This window comes from Paenibacillus sp. SORGH_AS_0306 (assembly GCF_030819345.1).
GTDB classification, from domain to species: domain Bacteria; phylum Bacillota; class Bacilli; order Paenibacillales; family Paenibacillaceae; genus Saccharibacillus; species Saccharibacillus kyungheensis.
Window position 1 is genome coordinate 4,389,008 of sequence record NZ_JAUTBP010000001.1, and the last position, 19,366, is coordinate 4,408,373.

The window sequence follows — 19,366 nt, forward strand, 5'->3', positions numbered from 1 at the left end:
TAGCTTTTGGTGAATATCTTTTACTTGCTCGGAATAAACTGTCTGATCCAATTACCGAATCCAGCCGGATTACGAGACTGAATTAGAACAACCCCTTCGCCCCGGAAGCGACACACAATGCCCTCTCCACTGGTTACACTGGATAACCAGCCTTTGGATGCTTTTTCAATCTGGTAATTCATATATCCCGGCCATGCTACAAGATGGGCATTGTCGACGATCACTTCTTCACCATGAGCTAGATTGATCGCATGAATCGAACCATAAGAAGACAAGAATACAGTTCCTTTACCCCGAATTTCGATAATAAAGAAACCTTCACCTGAAAATAATCCTTTTTTCAGATTTTGCATTTGTGTACCCACTTCAATACCTTCTGTACCTGCTAAAAAACCATCTTTCTGAACATACAAACTATACGATCCATCTAATTCTACAGCAGTCACATCGCCAATACTGGAAGGTGCTAACAACACTTCCGCAGGGCCACGTGTAGAACGCAACTCTTGAAAAAAGAATTTTTCTCCTGATAACATACGACCCAGACCACCCATCAGTCCGCCGTCCATCGTTCCTTTAATTTCTACATTGGGAGACATCGAGACCATAGCGCCAGATTCAGCTTTGATCGCTTCTCCTTGTTCTATATGTACCTTCAACATGGCAAACGCGCCTTCATACAAAATGTCATATTTCATCTTTGTTCACCTATCCTTTCAATATATTAAGCTTATTTATATTATGACACTTCACCTTTGGCATTGTATATATGCACTACGTTTAATTGTCTTTGTAATTTCTCATTGATGATATGCAAAATATGTTGTATTCTGATGGTTCGATTGCTGAAGTGACGTGTAAATATTTTCGATAGCCCTATATGTTGATATGTAAGTATTTAGGCGTGTAATTCTGTAATGAATCTATTCAAATAAAAGATAGTTAGATCAGGAGGTTCATTTGTGTCAGAAGTGAATAAGCAACAAGTAGTAGACAGCGTACCGCAAAAAGGATTCTTCGGTCATCCCAAAGGATTGTTCACTTTGTTTTTCACTGAATTCTGGGAGCGGTTCTCTTATTATGGAATGAGAGCGATTCTTGTATTCTACATGTACTATGAAGTATCTAAAGGTGGGCTTGGATTCGATGAAGCGACAGCGCTTGCGATTATGTCGATTTACGGATCACTTGTCTATATGTCCGGTATTATTGGAGGATGGTTAGCTGACCGCGTGTTTGGCTCATCCCAAGCGATATTCTATGGCGGCGTCTTGATTATGATCGGGCATATTGTGCTCGCTATTCCAAACAGCGTACCGCTATTATTCGTATCGATGGGCTTGATTGTACTCGGTACAGGACTACTCAAACCGAACGTTTCTAATGTAGTTGGTGAATTGTATGGGGAAAAAGACAATCGCCGTGATTCTGGTTTTAGTATTTTCTATATGAGTATCAATCTAGGTGGATTTATCTCTCCTTTGATCGTCGGTGGATTGCAGACTAGTTATGGTTTCCACTGGGGTTTTGCTACAGCAGCGATCGGGATGTTTTTAGGGCTGGTTGTATTTGTATTAACGAAAAAGAAAAATCTAGGTCTAGCAGGTACTGTAGTAGGTAATCCACTATCTGCTGATGAGAAGAAAAAAACGATCAAAATTTTTGCAATCAGTGCGGTGATTATTGCGATTATCGTTGTACTGGCAATTATGATGGGTTGGTTAACGTTAAAATCATTTGTCACTGTAGTGGCTATACTAGGAATTTTGATTCCTATCTGTTACTTCGTTACGATGTATCGTAGTAAAAAAACAACAGATGTCGAACGTTCACGTCTGCTTGCTTATATTCCTTTATTTATAGCGGCTGTAATGTTCTGGTCTATTCAAGAACAAACGTCAACCGTACTGGCAACTTATGCAGATAAACGTACTCAATTGGACTTTATGGGTATTCATATTGCTCCTGCATGGTTCCAATCACTTAATCCGCTATTTATTATTGCGCTATCTCCTGTGTTTGCAGCGATCTGGCTCAAACTTGGAAATCGTCAACCGATCATTCCGCGCAAATTCTCTTTAGGATTGCTGTTTGCCGGGTTGTCGTTCCTTGTTATTCTTATTCCTTCTTACTTCGGTGGTGAGAATTCGCTTGTAAGCCCGCTATGGCTTGTACTGAGCTATTTTATTATTGTAGTTGGAGAGTTATTCCTTTCTCCTGTTGGGCTGTCTGCAACAACCAAGCTCGCTCCTGCGGCTTTCTCTGCGCAAACGATGAGTCTATGGTTTTTATCTAATGCTGCTGCTCAAGCGATTAATGCGATTATCGTTCAATTTTATAGCCCTGATACCGAAATGATCTATTTCGGAGTGATTGGCGGTGTGTCTATCGCACTTGGTGTGATCCTGTTCGTGATGGGTCCCAAAATTCAAAGCTTTATGAAGGGTGTACTATAAGCTAGATACCTACATTCAACTAGAAAAAAAGCCAGCCTCTTTTTACAGAGGCTGGCTTTTTTGATTTCACTATACGAATCAAGACAGATCAAGCAACTTTTAGCCAAAGCGCTTGGTTTTGTACCATTTGCTTTCTCTACCTGTTATCCGATCATACGTAATCGAGAAGAATGCTTTAACCGAGATAATCAGGAACAATTGCGAATACGTAAAGTAAGAAACGCACGATAAAATAAAGTTACGTGTATTACTTTGTCCGATATCTGTTGCCAGTGCCATATTAATCTGCAATACATAGATGTAATACATAAGCGCCCAACCAATAACCAGATACACATATACGTCTCCAACAAATTGAACAGGAGAAACAACCGCAGGATTAAATAGCTCTATAATCTGATACACAATATTGGCTAGAAAAATAATATCCGAAACAATAATAGCGATCATAAACCAGAAATAACTAGCTGCATAATACATAACATGTAGCTTGATACGCCAGCTTGTTTTATCAAATAAATGATGAATATTGTCCATCACTACACTATAATTGCCTTTAGACCAGCGTTCCCGTTGCTTCATATACACACTGAGCAGTTCCGGTTCTTGTTGGTACGCTTCAGCTTGAGGAGCTAATGCGATCAGCTTACCACGTGTCAAAATTTCAAATGAAATCGCGGTATCTTCTGTTATGGCTTGCGGGTCCCATCCACCGATCTCTTCCATTAAGTCTTTGCGCACAATAAAGTTCGTGCCCGGAATCGTACCCAATCCGAATAACTCCCACATACCTGTATGATGCACACGCTGAATCGTGACAAGTTCCAGATTGATACAACCGGATAAGAAGTTCTGGCTGCGATTACGTGCTTTGTTGCGACCGAATACAGCGCCGTATTTCTCAGGTTGTTCCATTGCTTTTTGGGTTAGAAAAAGAAGTGCATTTTTCTCGGGCGCGGCATCTGCATCATACACGCATAACCATTCGCCTTTGGAGATCACCATCGCATCATTTAACGCACCGGATTTACCACCACTACCCGTACGCTCCATAATAGTAAAGTCACGATCAGCATAAGCAGGTTGTTCTTTCAAAGCTCGCAAACGAGCAGCCGTATTGTCACTACAATTATCAGCTACGATAATAATCTGTACTTTGTCCTGAGGATAATTCAGCTTCAAAATATGCTCGACGGTAGACATAATGACGATCTCTTCATTATGTGCAGGTACAATCACTGTTACATTCGGGAAATGATCCATATTTTCAGGAATCACCATCGGAATTTTATTCTGCTTGAACATAAACCGAATCGCACCCCACATAATGACGATCGATTCGAATACAGCAATCCATATACTCATAATCGAGATGAGCAAAATAGCATCAGACATGATTTTTCCCCCGGTCATACTTTTTATTTACATTTGCACGGAAAACCAATGTCATAATGGTAAGTACAATAATAGCGATACTGAATAAGCTACTAATCACAATACAAAGCGGGATAAACCAGCTCGTATATTCCATCTCTATCAACCTCCTTGTGAACAAACATGTATTTAAATATATTCTGCAATCAGATCGGTTTCTGTATTGCGTTCTAGCGCAGAGATAATGCCATCAATATTTTCATAGGTGCTGAATTGTTCTTTTTGAAATACGAATGCTCCAGCGCGAATGACAAATTTCAACTCTTTGCCTTTTTTATCTAAAAATTTGATATTCATCATAGCGTTTTTGATACGATCGGTTAGCAATTGCAGATACTGTTGATCGGTCATAGGACACAAAATAATAAAACGTCCATCTTCAATCGAGAACTTATAATCTTCATACCGAATTTGTTTTTGAATCGTCTCGGACAACTCCAACAGAAATTGCGAATAGAGCTGGCTACCTAACGATTCTTGTACCAGTGCTAGAAATTCAATCTTAAACATCGCCATCGAAAATGTATAATTTTTGGAATAACGTCTAGCCAGGTTAGACTGTTTGATAACAGTAGCTTCTAACGCTTTTTTGTTGCCTAATGTCGTATACAAATCAATTTCAGGATCACGCTTGCGCAAGTCTTCTAATCGTTCGCTAACTCTTTGATTACGAATCAACGTCGATTTGATAAAAGCAGCAATCAGAATATTAGCCGGGATCAAAAATAGTTCAAAAAAGATCAGTGTATTGACTGGAGCATATGTAACCATCCATACAAAATAGGTCACTATAAATATAAAAATAACCACTACAGCAATGCCCATCGAAACGACAAACCCGAACAACAATGCAACCATTGCGCCTATATTCAAAGCGATCTCTAATAAGCTATAGCCACCATCTGCATAAATATTAAAAAACACAAGCACTTCCTGTGCGATCGCCAGCACAATCAAAATGATATAACCCAAACGCATTTGATTAATAATGCTGGTGTTGGTACTTAATTCTTTACGTTTTCGACTTGTTCTCATTTACTTCGTGTCACTGCCTTTCTGCAAATGTGTCTCTGCTAAAAGAGGAAATAAATCATCAAAAATATGAGTATCTCCATCAAATACATAGCCTCCCGGATAAGCTTGATCCCATCCTCTCATCGTTAGCATTTGTGCATATAATTGGTCTGCCCACTGCTGATCGTTCTCCTGTAAAGCTAACAAAATCGCAAGTCCGTACACTGCTGGCGATTCATATGCTACATCTGCGGTCTGATCAGCACGCTTATAGCGTCCGGCTAACTTATGATTCTGCTCAAATTCTTTTTTCATAAAAGCGATCAGTTGATCGGAAGGTTCACCTAATTCACTCCGATGGATCGCTAAAATCAGTTGATCTATCAGATTAATCGTATCGTCATAGTTGTATTTGCCTGTAGCTACGCTGTATGTTCTGGGGTAAAAGACTCCATCATTGGGCGTATTGTGAAGTAGATCGGTGTACTTCGTGTACTCTTGAGTGGTGATGATGTTGGTCTGCTTCATCTGTTCCAAAGCAGGCACATCAATATACGTTAGGCTGAGTACATCTGCGGAATATCCATGTTCAAAATCATGATAATCGACAAGATAACCATGTTGCTGATCTGAAGCAAGCAACGTATCGACAATTTGCTTGGCAGTTGTATGATAAGTAGGCTGTTTCCACTGGGTAGATGCTTGTAACAGCGCGCCTACGATGCGTAGATCATCTCCAAGTGCGTTGGTATTTACTTTCGATTGTCCGTTCGGCTCTAATTTCCAGTAAATATAATGCTTGTTTTTATCCAAAAAATACTGTTGTAACAACGTATAACTGTGTTCAAAACTTTTGGAGTCATCGGTTAGTAGCGCATATTGCATCCACAATCCTAGCGATTCAGATAATGCTTCTCGACCAGCTACAATATCAGGATCTGTCGAAGTAGCGGGTAAAAGACGACTCGCTAACGTCCCATTCTCATTGACCATATGGGATGTAATAAACGCTGCTGTAGGGGAGACTTCTGGTTGAGAACGATATGTATACACTCCGCCTATGATCACAATAACTGCGATACAACCTATCATAAGTAATATCCATTTCTTCGGAAAATGATGTTTCTCTCTTTTCATATCTTTCTCCTATTGCATACATTTCTGCTTTAGAAATATACGTATTCTACTTTATTTATCGGCTACTCTTGAAGATATAGTTACTTTTTTCTATCAAAATTCGACAATATATGCATCTGCTATATTTTGAAAAGCAAAAAACCAGATCATTCGCAGTCATATGCTACGAAATATCTGGTTTTATCATATAATCTCGTTCGATAGCTGTCTAGTTGATTAATACACTTCTATCGATTGTAATGTTGGACAATAACGCGATTCGACAATAGATATTCGAATATACTGTGCACTAATATCTGAAAAACGACAAATATGCTTATATCCAACAATGGAACCATGATAACATTCGATCCATTTTTGATGACGATCCTGATAAGAAATCGTAAAGGACTCGATACGTTGCCCTGACTCAATATGTTCCATTAATACGATTCGATGAAATGTCTGGATTGTGCCCAAATCCAGTTCGATCTCAGCTTGCTCTGTTCCATAGGGAGTACACCAATACGTATCTTCCGCGAGATCGATAGCGAGAGGAGCAGGATGCTCTGGATCTGAATCAGATGCTTGAATTAGAGCATGTTCAGCTAGATTGTATTGATAATGATTCTTTATTTTTCCCCCTAGTTGTTGCAACTCATACACATCTTGTTCATGAATTAATCCTCTACGATCAGGCGGTATATTTAGCAAAAAGCAAGCATTCCCGCCTACTATTCTTTCATATAATTCCATAAGTTCTGTGGATATTTTGACCTGATCATCTTCAGCCGAATGATAAAACCAGCCCGGGCGAATCGATGTATTAACTTCCGCAGGATACCAGATCAAATGCTCTGTTTCGGCAATCATATGGCGACTGCCTAGATCGTCCTGATCCGAGCGCACCAATGTAGCAAATTCTCCATTATCTTCAGTTTGGGAGTTGGCTTGTATCTTTTCGTTATCCTGCATGCTTGCAGGTACAACACTCCATTCGGAGGAACGGGTATGCCCTGCTTCATTACCACACCAGCGTACATCGGGGCCACATACTGAAATCACCGCTTGTGGTTGAAGTCTGCGAATAACTGCGTAATAGCGATCCCAATCATACACTTGTTTTTTCCCTTGCTTGCCTTCTCCACAAGCCCCGTCAAACCATACGCTAAATAATTCACCATATCCAGTTAACAGTTCTTCAAGCTGATGTACAAAATAATCGTTGTAGGCTTCAGAATCTCCATATGTAGGTTCATGACGATCCCATGGAGAAAGGTAAATCCCAAATTTCAGACCTGCTTTGCGGCAAGCTTCGGATACTTCTTTGACCAGATCTCCTTGTCCATTGCGCCAGGGACTACTCTGTACCGAATGATTTGTATATTGACTGGGCCACAGGCAAAATCCATCATGATGCTTACACGTCAGAATAAGTCCTTTCATGCCTGCCGCCTGACAAGCATCTACCCATTGCTGTGCATCCAATTGCTCTGGATTAAATAACGCAGGTGACTCATCACCCATTCCCCATTCCCTATCGGTAAATGTATTCATCGAAAAATGAATAAAGCTATAAAATTCTAACTTTTGCCAGGCTAATTGTCTGGCAGATGGATAGATATGAGCCGCTTGTTCAATCGAAATCACCATATGTGGTTCTTCCTTTCGTATCATCAGTATGCTATATCGGATCTGTTATCTTTTTTTACTAGCCTAGATCAGCAGTATCCACCAACTGTACTTGCAATTGCTTATATCCATGTAATTCGAACAGGATTAACTCATTATCGCCTTGCTTTAACAATGGCGCAGGAATATACAGTGTTTTCTGCGGCCCTACTTGCCAGTATCGACCTAGATTAAATCCATTTAAAAATACTACCCCTTTGACCCAACCATCTACTCTCAGAAATGTATCGGCTGGAGATTGTACATGAAATATGCCACGGTAAAAAGCTGGTTGATCAAGTGGGGCTGATAGCGTCTCTGTCTGCGTATAGATAAGGTCGCTAAGCGAATGTAGCGGTAATGGATAGATCGTCCAATCATATAGAAATGCATTGCCATGCCGTACACCTTCCGTAATCCCTTTAGGATCGCGCAAGTAAGGGCCATAATTAATACGTCCCATATTTTCGACTAGAATATCTAAACGTATACCTTGTTCTGGTACTTCTAAAGGAAGATTAGACGGGGTCCAGCGCTCGATAATCCCTTGATATGTTTCATCTACATATACGATAGCCCGATCACTTACCTGTTGAAGAATAAGTTCCATTTCGGTTCGTGGCCCTTTGACTATAGTGGAATATAAAATAAAGCCATACGCTTGCCCTAGCTTCTCCATCGGTTCAGGTGAAGAAGAATGAATCGCTGTGGTTAGCACATCTAGATTCTGAAATAAAGGACTATATTCATGTAAAGTTACAGTGCCATAATTAGCAGTCGGGATCGGTACAGGTAATTCCAATGCAGGTAAATCTATATATTCACCAAGTACTTCTCGAACCGCAAAAAATTTATCTGTTGGCTGTCCCTGTTCATTTAATAAAGCTCCATAATCATAACTTCCTACAGTTGGTTCGTACTGCTTAATATGATTGGCTCCATTGTAAAAGCCAAAGTTTGTTCCTCCGTGAAACATATAGAAGTTGAGTGAAGCTTGTTCATATCGCAAAATGTCATCAACAGTCTCTGCTGTATCTTGTGCTGAACGGGTCTGATGAGGCTCCATCCAATGATCAAACCAACCATCCCAGAACTCCATCACCATAAGTGGAGCATCCGGTTGATACTGCTTGAGCTTAGCAAAAGCAGACGTTGCATTCGATCCAAAATTAACGGTCGCCAGTACACCGGGAACCATCCCACCCTGCAACATAAAGTCTTCCGGCCCATCTGAGGTGAACAACAATACATCCATTCCCCGTATCACCATTGCTTCTTGAATGTATTGAAGATATGCTGTATCGTTGCCATAACTTCCGTACTCATTTTCGATCTGCATCGCTATAATCGGCCCACCTTTGGTACATAACAAAGGTTGAAGAAGCGGTAATAACATATCATAATAAGCATCTACTTTATCCAGATAAGATATATCATAACTACGCAGTCGCATATTCTGATCAGCAAGCAACCATGCAGGCAATCCTCCAAATTCCCATTCTGCACAAATATAAGGGCTCGGTCTAACAATCACATGCAATCCTAATGATCCGGCTAATTGAATAAAAGCTACAACATCTGCGATACCTGTAAAATCAAAAACACCTTCTTGTGGTTCATGTAGATTCCATGGAATATACGTCTCCACTGTATTTAAGCCGAGAGCTTTTAACTTGAGCAACCGATCTTCCCAGTATTCAGGCACAATGCGAAAATAATGTATTGCACCAGACAGCAGACGAATCGGCTGACCGTTATAGACAAAGTCATTGCCAACAACTTCAAAAGTGTTCAACAGCGCTTCCTCCCTATGATCTGATCTACTGCGATCAACCTTTGACCCCGCCCATCATCATGCCTTCGGTTAATCTTTTCTGCAATAATGCATAGACAATGACGGTAGGAATCAATACAATTACTAATCCTGCAAACAGAGAACCCCAATCTGTCGCATATTGTTGAATCTGCATCAGATTAGCCAGCCCGATCGGAATCGTTTTTTTCTCATCACTTGTGACTAATGTTAATGCCAATACATATTCATTCCAGAAGTCAAAAAAGCCGAATACCACCAGAGTTACAATCGCAGGACGTGTAATCGGTAAAATAATACGGAACAAAATATTCATATATCCTGCTCCATCAATCAGCGCCGCTTCTTCAAAATCTTGTGGAATCGACTTCATAAATCCAATCATCAGATAGACAGAAAAAGAAAGGCTACCTGTTGCATAGACTGCACTTAGCCAGAAGCGATTATCCAGCATATGTAGATTATTCATCAGAATAAATAGCGGTACAATAATATACGCACCTCCGATAAACAACCCTGCCATATACAGATTCGTAATCAATCCTCTGCCTCTAAATTGCATTCTACCTAACGCATACGCTGTCGGTAAAGCTACAGCTAACAGAATAACCATCGACATCGCAACCACTAATACCGAATTCAGCATATAATCACCAATACGAGCAGTAGTAAAAGCATTCACATAATTTTCCCAGTTCAATGTCTTCGGTAAGCTCCACGGACTTTCCATCACTTCTGTATTTGTTTTGAACGAAGCTAATACATTCCAGATCAAAGGATAAACGACGATTAATGCCTGTATGATCAAAAAAATACGTAACACGATATGACCTACCCAGCGCAGTGGTGTTTTGGATACACTAACCTTAGGCTTTGTGCTCCCGCTTTCAAAGTTGGCTGTCATCGACATGTTAAGGTGCCTCCCTTCGTGTTAAACGGTTGCTTAAAATCGCTAACAAAAACGACATTACAAACACAAATACACCAATCGCCATCGCATATCCAAAATTGGAATTGGAAAAAGCCTGACTGTACAGATACGTCATAATTACTTCGGAATGACGATTTGGCCCTCCGCCTGTCATAATCGATACGATAATAAAGCTAATTGTAAGCACACCGTTAATACTGAAAATAATCGTAATTCGAATAATTTCCCATAACATCGGAATCGTAATATGAATAAACTGCTGAATTGGGGTAGCTCCATCTATACCTGCTGCTTCATACAAATCAGGAGATATACTATCAATTCCTGCCATATACATCACCATATAATAACCAACCGCTTGCCAGATCATCGTGATTGCTAACGCCCACAATACTGTCCGTTCATCGCCTAACCACGGAAGCGCCCAGCTACTTAATCCGATCAAATCAAGCCCTGAATTGAGAAATCCAATCGTCGGATGATAAATAAACGACCATAGAATAGCAATGACGACAAAAGATAAAATACTGGGAAAGAAAAATAAAGTGCGATAAAGTCCACGTTCTTTCAATTTGGAACGTGTCAGAATCGATGCATTAATCAATGCGATAAATAACGTCAATACAGGTACCACTAACATCAAAAATCCGGTATTGCGTAACGATAACAAAAATACATCATCATTGAATAAGTCGATAAAGTTTTGTAGCCCTACCCATTTCGGCTCATCTCCGATACCTGTCCATAAGTAAAAAGATTTCTGGAATACTTCGACCGTAGGATACAACTTAAACAACGTAAGCAATAACAGTCCGGGCAACAAACAAAATAATAAAAACCAGCGCCGTCTTGTCTTCATTTTCATAGGATGCGAAGACTCCTTTCGATCAAAGAGGACGATGTTATCGCCCTCCTTAGTTTTTACTTATGGTGTATTATTCACTAACTCTTGATTCAGTTCAGTATATAATTTGGTCATTTGCGCACTATATTGATCTAATGTCATCTGCTTATTCATCAATGAAGAAATAGGATTATACACTTCTTCGCTTGGATTGTATTTGCTACCTTTAGCTACCGATTTAAACGAACCGTTTATGGCTACCATACCGCTATCGACTGTTTTGTAGACATTGTAAGTCGTATCAGAAATATACTCTTTGACCAGATCAGGTGCTCCTTTAACAGCAAGGATTCCTTTTGATTTTTCAGCATTGAGTTTTACACTTTTATCAGTATACAGATACGATAAAAAGGCTTTAGCTAATTCTGGATTTTTGGCTTTGGCTGGAATAACAATCTGCTCTACACTGGTCATCGCTGTAACCGGATCACCTTTTTTAAAAGCAGGTACGCCTAGAAATCCAAACTCAAATCCTTCTTCACGCGGAGCATCTTTCATTTCATCTTCAAACCATGTGCCGTTCGGAATAAACATCGCATGACCTTGCATAAATTCAGTCTGTGCTTGTGTATGATTCAAAGCGACTGTACCTTTCATCAATCCGTTATCTTCGGTAGCGATCTTTTCCAGTACACCCCATACCTGACGGAATGTATCACTTGTCCAAAATGCAGGATTGTAATCAAAAAAATCAGTTAATCCTGTCTGCTTACTCACACTATAGATCGAAGGTACAATGATTTCTTCCAGATAACCTGGATATAACCCTTGATACGTAAATAGCGCTCTATTATTTTGTTGTGCTGTTGTATTGAGTGCTAACAATTCATCCCATGTTTTTGGAACTTCAATTCCTTTTTGTTTAAAAAGAGTTTTGTTATACCACAATCCCATTACACCAAAGTTAAACGGGGCAGCATACACTTTGCCATCTCCATAAGGAGCCATCGCTCTGGATTCTAAAGCACCCAGTAGAATTTTATTTTTGAGCGGCTGTGTTTCTCCTTTTGGCGTGCTATCAAACACATCGGTTAAATCTAGTAAAGCATGGTCTTTGACCAAACCATCTAGCAATGATGTATTATCGCTGCCTGCAATATACATTAAATCTGGCGGATTACCGGCTACAATTTTGGGGCGAATCAATTCAGCGATTTTGGGACTGGCGGTAATATTGATCTTGGTTCCCGGATAATCTTTCATAAAGTCTTCTGCAATCGTATCCCAGTATTCCCGTCCATATCCTCCTTGAAAAACAGCGATATTGAGGTCTGGATCAGCAAATTGGCTATTGGCTGCTTGAGTGCTTTTATCTGTACTGCTTGCATTACCCCCACATCCAGCCAACAACGAAAATGACAATACAACTGCACTTAACATATTTAATGTTTTGATCCCCTTCATACATTCACCCCATTTATATAATGAGCTTCTGGATAGAAGCGACGCTGCATGTATTCAGTATAGAAGGGTTCTGATGATAGTAAAATGTACAATACAGGTAAACCTTATAGATGATTTTTAGTTTTTTTATATACGATGAACAAAAAATTAGACAATTTTATGATCATACATAAAATCATCTAGTTTTTTTATTTTTATCTATCATGATAAGACAGGTTTTATCTGTTTAGGTGAGATTCCATAACGTTTTTTAAACAAGCGATTGAAATAAAATGGATCATGAATACCTACTTCTAACGCTACCTGTTTGACCAGCCATTGTCCTGAGGATAGCATTTGATACGCATGATTCATTCGAATATCGTTTAGATATGTTAGAATACTTTGCCCTATTTCTACTTTAAATACCTGACACAAATAAGGTTCAGACAGATTCACATAAGCCGCAATTTCAGATAAATGAATACGTTCTGCATAATAAGTCTGCAAATAATCGATCACTTTTTGTACTTCTGGCCGAATCATCGCTTTATGATCGGAATGAGACGGACTTAATCTATGGGGTGTTGGCTTTATTGCTAAAGGTAGAGGGGATTCTTCGATATTTAGACAGTACTGGATATGTTGTCTGAGTTCATGCTCATTACTTGCTCCTATCGTGTACACAATCTGTAAAGGAATATTGTAATACATGTTAGATAAACTGATCAGCCGTTGCGCTATTGTTTCACTCCAAGAGGATGGATTCGCAGATATTAACGAAGAACTTTTTTCACAAGTTACGCCTACAATAAATTGATGATTGTTCAGTTCAGCTAACATTACATGATGACTATTGGAAAAAAGTTCATCTGACAATCCAGATAAAGCTGACTTTAAGCGTTGAGCTGCATTCAATAGATTGTCGTTAGCATTAGCTTGTTCGATATTGACTGCAAATAAAAAGAGGAGTTGTCGCTCGATATCCAATGGACGATAAGAAGAGTCTGAAGATGTAGATGATTGTGTATTGATCTCTGCACGTTGAAGTAACTGGATAGCGGAATGATCTATACCGCATATCTCCAATAATTGCTGCTGAAAATCACTATATTCTACAGGGTCAGCGATACTGAGAGATGTATTTTTTTGGAGTACGGGTTCTTTTTGATCTATTTTAGCAGCCATTTCTTCAAGCACTTGCATAAAGTTATCTGTCTGCAATGTTAATTTGAGCATATAATCATGTGCACTATGTTTGAGTGCTTCACGTACCAATTCAAAATCATTGTAGTTGCTTAATACTAAGATCTCTCCATGATACTGATCAGCTCGTAATTGCTTAATAAGCGCTATCCCATCCATATCAGGCATCTTGATATCGGTAATCACAATATCAATATCAGTCTGTGCGATAAGTTCAAGCGCAGTACGTCCATTCGAACATGACCCCGCATATTCAAATCGACTACCTTCCCAATGAATAAGCGTTTTTACAGCATGACGAACAATTAACTCATCATCAACAATCAACACTTTATACATCATTTTTGTCCTCCTTTGTACGATCTCGCTTAGGTAATGTAATCTCAGTCGTTGTTCCATAATTAATTCTACTATGTGTGATTAGACCATAAGGTTCTCCATAATGAAGCCTGATTCGTTCATGTACATTTGTAATACCTATTCCAGATAATGAGCGATATAATACTGTCTGTTGACGTTGTTCGGTCTGGTCAAATCCTTTGCCATTGTCGCAGATAAGAATCTGTATTCCTTGATCAGACAGACTGGCTTCTATTCGAATATTTACTTTAGCATGCTCATCTGCTCCAGCATGCAAGATCGAATTTTCGACAATCGGCTGTAAAATAAATTTGGGTACCATCCATGTAGCGGTGTCTTCGTGTAACTGCACTTCCAGATGAAATGAATCACCATAACGAATACGCTGAATATTTGCATAATGTTGTACATTTTCAATTTCTTTCGCTAACGGGATCATTTCTTCTTTGACTAGAATCGTATTGTGAAGCAATTCAGATAATGAGCCAATCCCCTGTGTTAGCGAAGCATTGCCACTGAGCATTGCACTCCATTTCAGCGAATTTAATGTATTAAATAAAAAGTGAGGATTAATTTGAGCTTGTAGCATTTTGAGTTCTGCTTCCCTTTTGGCTTGCTGTTCGGTCTGGATCTGCACGATCAATTGTTTGAGTCTATCTACCATGTTGTAGATAGTTGATGTTAATTGCTGCATTTCATCTGGATAAGGCCCTTGTTGAGGCATTCCGTCTAACTTCCCACGATCTACCCGTTTGGCAAATAATAAAAGCGAACGCATCGGCGAACTAATACTAAAATATATCCACATAGATACGATAGCAGACAATAGTAACGTCAATAGACATAACGCAATAATATGATTTCGTAATCCGGTAAGTTCTGACACGATAAAAGAATGAGGAATCAAGCCGATAATATGCCAATTTGCCATCTGAATCTCTGCACTGGTCACCAACATTTTTGTATTCAAAATCGTTGATTCAAATGCTTCAGATTTGCCTTGATGTTGTGCGCTGATCATTTTGGATATGATATCTTTGTGAAAAATATTGCCTTGTGCAATCGTTGGATTCAACGAAGAAATCACCATTCCATTATCATTGGTTATGTAGATACTACTACCTTTTCCTAGATTGACAGACTGATATAGATTACGGGCAAAACTTTTTTCATCAAAACAAAGAACAATATAACCTAGAGATGAATTTAGATCATTTTCGGAATAGATTTTGCGGGTGAGGGCTAATGTTGGCGTACCACGATTAGAACGAAGGTAAGACCAATACGCATTACGAGCAACGCCTTCTGTTTGAGTCATCACTTCACTTAATTGATTACCTGGATACCATTGATAGCCCAGATCGAAAAAAGCCGCGCCTGTATTGGTCATAATAACGACATTAGAAAGGTTACTAAAGCTGAAAATCTGCTGATCCAGTTGTTTGCGAATCAACGTTTGCAACACATTTTTGTCCAGATCGGTTAACTGATTGTAATTGGCTAGCCCTGTCTGAATCGAAGGGTTAATAATAATATTTTCACTTAATGTCTCGTATTGTTCCAGTTCTCTAGCGATATTACGAGCTAATTCATCTAATGTCTGTGTAGATGTCTCACTGATCTTGGTTGTGGTCGATGTCTCATAGATTTGATTGGAGTAAAAGGCGACAATAACGACAGGTAAAAGAGAAGTAATCAGAAAAGCGATCAGTAAGCGATGCTTGATTGAGAGATGACGGAGTAGGAACGAGGATTTTTTGAACCATTTCAATTTAGCATTAGAGGGCATACCAGAACACCTTCTTGCATCATTTTTCATACTATAATAGCAGAAATTAGAACGCTTGCAAGATCACACCAAGATGATATATTGCAAAAAAGACTGTCGGAATTCACCGACAGCCTGCTTTATTTCATCTTCATACTCTATTAGTTCATTAGAATCATGAGCCAACCACAACAGGATTGTCTTCATTTTTCGCTTGTGCTGCTTTTTTAATTTGTTTACTGCGCAATTGTCCGCAAGCTGCATCAATATCTGTTCCATGCTCCAGACGAACTGTACAGTTCACACCATTCTTTTTCAACGTATCGTAGAATGTAATAATCGATTCTTGAGAACTACGTTGATACTGGCTATGCTCATCAACTGGATTGTATGGAATCAGATTCACACTGGCTGACTTGTTCATATGAGCGATTAGATCAGCCAATTGCTGTGCATGTTCTTGATGATCATTCACATCACGTAGCAAAATGTATTCTAGCATAATACGGCGATTTGTTTTGGTTAAATAGTACTCTACAGCAGACATCAATTGCTCTAATGGATAAGCACGATTAATTTTCATAATGCGTGTACGCAGTTCATTATTCGGTGCATGTAAAGAAAGAGCTAGATTCACCTGTAGATCACTATCGGCAAATTCTCTGATTTTGTCAGGCAGACCACTTGTGGAGACAGTGATACGTTTAGGCGCAATTACCAGACCTTTGCGGTCTTTCACAATATTTAAGAAATCGACCATATTTTCAAAGTTATCAAATGGTTCGCCGATTCCCATTACTACGATATGCGTAACCAATTGGTCTTGCGCGGCTGCATCCAGATGAAATTGCACTTTCATGATCTGTTCTACAATCTCACCTGCGGTTAGATCACGACTTTTCTTAATTAGACCACTTGCACAAAAGCTACAGCCGATATTACAGCCTACTTGAGTGGTTACACAGACCGATTGACCATACTTCTGACGCATCAATACCGTTTCGATCAAGTTGCCATCTTCCAAACGGAACAGAAATTTCACTGTACCATCAGCAGATTCTTGCTTCACATGTTCGGTTAATGTCTGAATTGCAAAATGCTCGGCAAGCAAAGCGGTACAAGCCGGATTCACTTCAGTCATTTCATTAAATTCGGTTACACGCTGACGATACAAATAATCCCAGACCTGACCGGCGCGGAATTTCTTGTGTCCACGCTCACCAAGCCATGACGATAATTGATCTAATGTTAATCCATAAATGGATGGTTTATTCATGGTATACCTTCTTTCAAAGCTATTAAATTTGAGGAAAAACAGATTAGAGTAGATCTTTTTCTTCCGTTTGAAGAATAGATGCTAACAATCCAGGAAATTGAGTGTCTAGTTCACTTTGGCAAATACGATAAAAATGTTGTCTGCCATCAATGCGTAATTGGATTAATCCCGTTTCGCGTAATATTTTAACATGATGAGACAAGGTGGATTTGGAAATATGACTCATTTGAAAACCTGCACAACTTTTTTCTCCATGATGTGCAAGACACAATAGTATTTTCAATCGCACAGGATCACTTAGTGCGCTGAATACATCGACAAGCTTGATCGGTGTCGGTCGGGTAGCTTCTAATATTTTCATACTCTTCAACTTATCATTTATTGGAGCAACTATCAATTGAAAAGTACGATTTTGGTCGAACTATTTATTATGTTAGATGTATGATACACTTTAACAGTTCGAATTTCATCAAACTATTAAATACAATGAGAGCAAGATTATGTTTTTTTATCAAAAAGGAGCCTTATCAAATGACAACAGCTATCCAAACATTAAACGACTATTTCCGCTTATTCGATGCTTCACGTACTGATCCACAAGCGATGGAACAATTATTGGATTTATTTATTCCAGATGTAGAGATTGTACTGAACGGAGCTACACGTAACGGGTTCAAAACTTTTATGGATACATTCTATCAATACAATATTGATATCAAACATATGCATGAGCCGTGGGAACTGCAAACCAACGGAACCTACGAATCCCGCTGGGCAGTATGTGGCATGTCAAGTGAAGGAAAAGTCTATGCTAAAACAGGAATTGATATTGCTCGTGTGAATGAAGAAGGTAAGATTGTATTTTTGGAAAATGTACAGGAGAATCAAGATGCTTTTAGCAATTATTGATACATTTTATGATTAAATTGAGTATTATTTCAAAATATAATTATAATGTTTCTCGTTTTATGAATGATATATCTTTTCTCAAAACCCTAAATTAATATTCTTATAATCTTCATCAAAATTAATAATATATCTTTTTTCTTTACTTTGAGAAACATAAGAGGTGTAGCCTAATTCACGCGCGTAAGTTTCGAAATATTCTTGATTTATATTAATTCCTTTTTTATAATCGAATTTTCTATCTTCTATAAACATTTTTTGCAACCATGGATTCATAATAAAAATTTCTTTATTTTCATTTTTAGATATTTCAAATAAACCAATTATTTTGTGAGGCATTATACCATCCATAGTAATAATTTCATTATGTGTATCTTGATACCATTCTAATCCTAATTTATTTAATTCCTCATTTAAATCTTTTGTAAGTTTCTCATAAACTCTATTATCCTGAATTGTGTAACTTAATATTATAAACCCATCATTTTCGGGTCCTGATCTTGAATTCTTTGTGGCAAATTTCTTTGCAGTTTCTTTTTTATTATCACCATATGTTACAGATATCATAGGACTGTAAGGTTTTCCAGACCATCTACCGCCAATATTATGCAAAAAAGCTATTAAAAAATTTTTATTATAATGTAACTTATCAAGTGAATTTTCATTTTCGTATTTTTTAAATTTACTTTTAAAATTTTGAACATATTCGGGTTTGATATCTGATAAGATCGTAATCGATTCATCAAATAGCATTTTAATATCCTCTTTTAATTTTTGTTCATCTTTTACAGAATATGTATTTATTCCTTTCACTTCATCTCCTATTTCTTGTAAATAAAAAGCAGCTTTTTGTCCAACAACAAAAAAATTATTTAAAAGGCTATTTTTAAACTCGCAGTGTTCTTGTGAAGAAAACCTATTATTATTATCTCTTAACGAAAAACCTCTCATAGTAATCCAAATTTCATTTTTATTCTCTAATTTAGAAAGATTAGCAAGAAAATTTATAAATTTTTTACAAACTTTAAAATTAATATCTTTTAATTCGTAACTATTGTTAAAATTTTCAATATCAAAAGAAATTATATTTTCCACATTTTTTAATAATGATTCTCTCACTTTATCACT

At 38.3% G+C, this 19,366-nt stretch carries 17 protein-coding genes; 2 read left to right on the top strand and 15 right to left on the bottom strand.

Translation table 11 applies throughout. The features are described from left to right. Nucleotides 1–20: 20 nt before the first annotated feature. Entirely contained in the window at nt 21–698 is a 678-nt protein-coding gene (locus tag QE450_RS19405; RefSeq protein WP_273614149.1) for a TIGR00266 family protein, read from the bottom strand. A gap of 264 nt (nt 699–962) precedes the next feature. Here QE450_RS19405 and QE450_RS19410 point away from each other — a divergent pair, with 264 nt between their 5' ends. After that, nucleotides 963–2,456 carry a peptide MFS transporter gene (locus QE450_RS19410; RefSeq protein WP_274171444.1) on the top strand — a complete coding sequence of 498 codons (1,494 nt, stop codon included), beginning with the start codon at nt 963–965 and terminating at the stop codon, nt 2,454–2,456. 99 nt (nt 2,457–2,555) lie between these two features. Here QE450_RS19410 and QE450_RS19415 read toward each other — a convergent pair whose 3' ends face one another. The 13 genes from QE450_RS19415 to QE450_RS19475 all read right to left on the bottom strand — a co-directional run bounded on the left by QE450_RS19415 (nt 2,556) and on the right by QE450_RS19475 (nt 17,693). Continuing rightward, complete coding sequence (locus QE450_RS19415) at nt 2,556–3,851, bottom strand: glycosyltransferase family 2 protein (protein WP_273614153.1); 1,296 nt, start codon at nt 3,849–3,851, stop codon at nt 2,556–2,558. Next, nucleotides 3,844–3,987 (bottom strand): hypothetical protein, encoded by a 144-nt coding sequence (locus QE450_RS19420; protein WP_274171443.1) that lies wholly within the window; start codon nt 3,985–3,987, stop codon nt 3,844–3,846. The genes QE450_RS19415 and QE450_RS19420 overlap by 8 nt, the downstream gene beginning before the upstream one ends. A 32-nt stretch (nt 3,988–4,019) precedes the next feature. Beyond that, nucleotides 4,020–4,925, bottom strand: coding sequence for a GGDEF domain-containing protein (locus QE450_RS19425; RefSeq protein ID WP_307301452.1), 906 nt, complete (start codon nt 4,923–4,925; stop codon nt 4,020–4,022). Beyond that, nucleotides 4,926–6,041 (bottom strand): glycosyl hydrolase family 8, encoded by a 1,116-nt coding sequence (locus QE450_RS19430; RefSeq protein WP_307301454.1) that lies wholly within the window; start codon nt 6,039–6,041, stop codon nt 4,926–4,928. It lies immediately after the preceding gene. Nucleotides 6,042–6,257: 216 nt separating this feature from the next. Further along, entirely contained in the window at nt 6,258–7,673 is a 1,416-nt protein-coding gene (locus QE450_RS19435) for an alpha-L-fucosidase (protein WP_307301455.1), read from the bottom strand. Nucleotides 7,674–7,731: 58 nt separating this feature from the next. Continuing rightward, nucleotides 7,732–9,486 (bottom strand): glycoside hydrolase family 35 protein, encoded by a 1,755-nt coding sequence (locus tag QE450_RS19440; RefSeq protein WP_307301457.1) that lies wholly within the window; start codon nt 9,484–9,486, stop codon nt 7,732–7,734. 34 nt (nt 9,487–9,520) lie between these two features. Further along, nucleotides 9,521–10,414, bottom strand: a complete 894-nt coding sequence (locus QE450_RS19445; RefSeq protein ID WP_273614159.1) for a carbohydrate ABC transporter permease — start codon at nt 10,412–10,414, stop codon at nt 9,521–9,523. A 1-nt stretch (nt 10,415) separates the two neighbouring features. Further along, nucleotides 10,416–11,300 (bottom strand): carbohydrate ABC transporter permease, encoded by an 885-nt coding sequence (locus QE450_RS19450; protein WP_307301460.1) that lies wholly within the window; start codon nt 11,298–11,300, stop codon nt 10,416–10,418. A gap of 60 nt (nt 11,301–11,360) precedes the next feature. Further along, a complete protein-coding gene (locus QE450_RS19455; protein WP_307301462.1) occupies nt 11,361–12,743 on the bottom strand; it encodes a carbohydrate ABC transporter substrate-binding protein in 1,383 nt (460 codons plus the stop codon). A gap of 201 nt (nt 12,744–12,944) precedes the next feature. Continuing rightward, nucleotides 12,945–14,270 (bottom strand): response regulator transcription factor, encoded by a 1,326-nt coding sequence (locus QE450_RS19460; RefSeq protein WP_307301464.1) that lies wholly within the window; start codon nt 14,268–14,270, stop codon nt 12,945–12,947. Beyond that, a complete protein-coding gene (locus tag QE450_RS19465) occupies nt 14,260–16,077 on the bottom strand; it encodes a sensor histidine kinase (RefSeq protein ID WP_307301466.1) in 1,818 nt (605 codons plus the stop codon). The genes QE450_RS19460 and QE450_RS19465 overlap by 11 nt, the downstream gene beginning before the upstream one ends. Nucleotides 16,078–16,231: 154 nt before the next feature. Next, entirely contained in the window at nt 16,232–17,332 is a 1,101-nt protein-coding gene (rlmN, locus tag QE450_RS19470; protein WP_274171434.1) for a dual-specificity RNA methyltransferase RlmN, read from the bottom strand. Between the two features lie 43 nt (nt 17,333–17,375). After that, on the bottom strand, nt 17,376–17,693 hold the full coding sequence (locus QE450_RS19475) for an ArsR/SmtB family transcription factor (RefSeq protein WP_273614165.1): 318 nt from the start codon (nt 17,691–17,693) through the stop codon (nt 17,376–17,378). Nucleotides 17,694–17,863: 170 nt separating this feature from the next. Here QE450_RS19475 and QE450_RS19480 point away from each other — a divergent pair, with 170 nt between their 5' ends. Next, nucleotides 17,864–18,241, top strand: a complete 378-nt coding sequence (locus QE450_RS19480; RefSeq protein ID WP_307301471.1) for a nuclear transport factor 2 family protein — start codon at nt 17,864–17,866, stop codon at nt 18,239–18,241. A gap of 78 nt (nt 18,242–18,319) precedes the next feature. Here the strand turns inward: QE450_RS19480 and QE450_RS19485 are convergent, their stop codons facing one another. Further along, the gene (locus tag QE450_RS19485; protein WP_307301473.1) at nt 18,320–19,357 is read right to left on the bottom strand and encodes a hypothetical protein; all 1,038 of its coding nucleotides are present in this window, start codon (nt 19,355–19,357) and stop codon (nt 18,320–18,322) included. Between the last annotated feature and the right edge of the window lie 9 nt (nt 19,358–19,366).